This is a genomic window from Vibrio sp. 1288, from assembly GCF_033344475.1.
Window position 1 is genome coordinate 1 of record NZ_JAWPOX010000614.1, and the last position, 660, is coordinate 660.

The following is a 660-nucleotide window of genomic DNA, read 5'->3' on the forward strand; positions in this document are numbered from 1 at the left end:
ATTCGTGAGTTAGCACAATAACTTTATCAGCATGCAAAGGTGTACCACATGGGAACTCTTGTGCTTTGGAGTTGATAGGGTTAATTGTCGTAGGCGCACAAGTATTTAGCGCGGAATCGACATACCCAAGGAATGGTTCAGCTTCTGTAAGGCTGTTTGCTGGCATCGCAATACCCCAGTTTTCAGGGGCCCAATCCACATCCCAACCGTGAGTTTGATAGCCGTTATTCGCTAGGATATTTTGAACCGCGATGGCTGCTTTTACACTGTTGGATGGATTTGCCGTATCACATGCATAGCCAGGCTCCCAAGGTTTAAGATCATCGGACGTGGCACATAAGCCGTCCGCTTTGAAGTCTTTCGTAACGCGCCAACCATTGGTATACGGCAAACGAGCAAACTCATTCGCTTTATAGTTTGGGTAGCTCGTAATGTTCGGCAAATATTTTTCTAGTACTGACAAGTTTTCTGCAAACATCGAGGCATCGTAGGCAGGATCTTGATAAGAGTTGATCTGGTGATCACCCGTTGCATTACATTCTGCCGCACTGTTTGGGCCAAATTCTTCAACACAGTTGTGAACCATATGGTCATAACTGTGGTTTGCGACGATGTGGCCGCTATCCAACGCCAGTTTTAGTGCCTCTAACGCTCTGTCTT

At 46.4% G+C, this 660-nt stretch carries 1 pseudogene; it reads right to left on the reverse strand.

Annotated features, from left to right (window positions below):
- Positions 1-660, reverse strand: a pseudogene (locus tag R8O11_RS28350) (dehydrogenase); the annotation flags it as partial.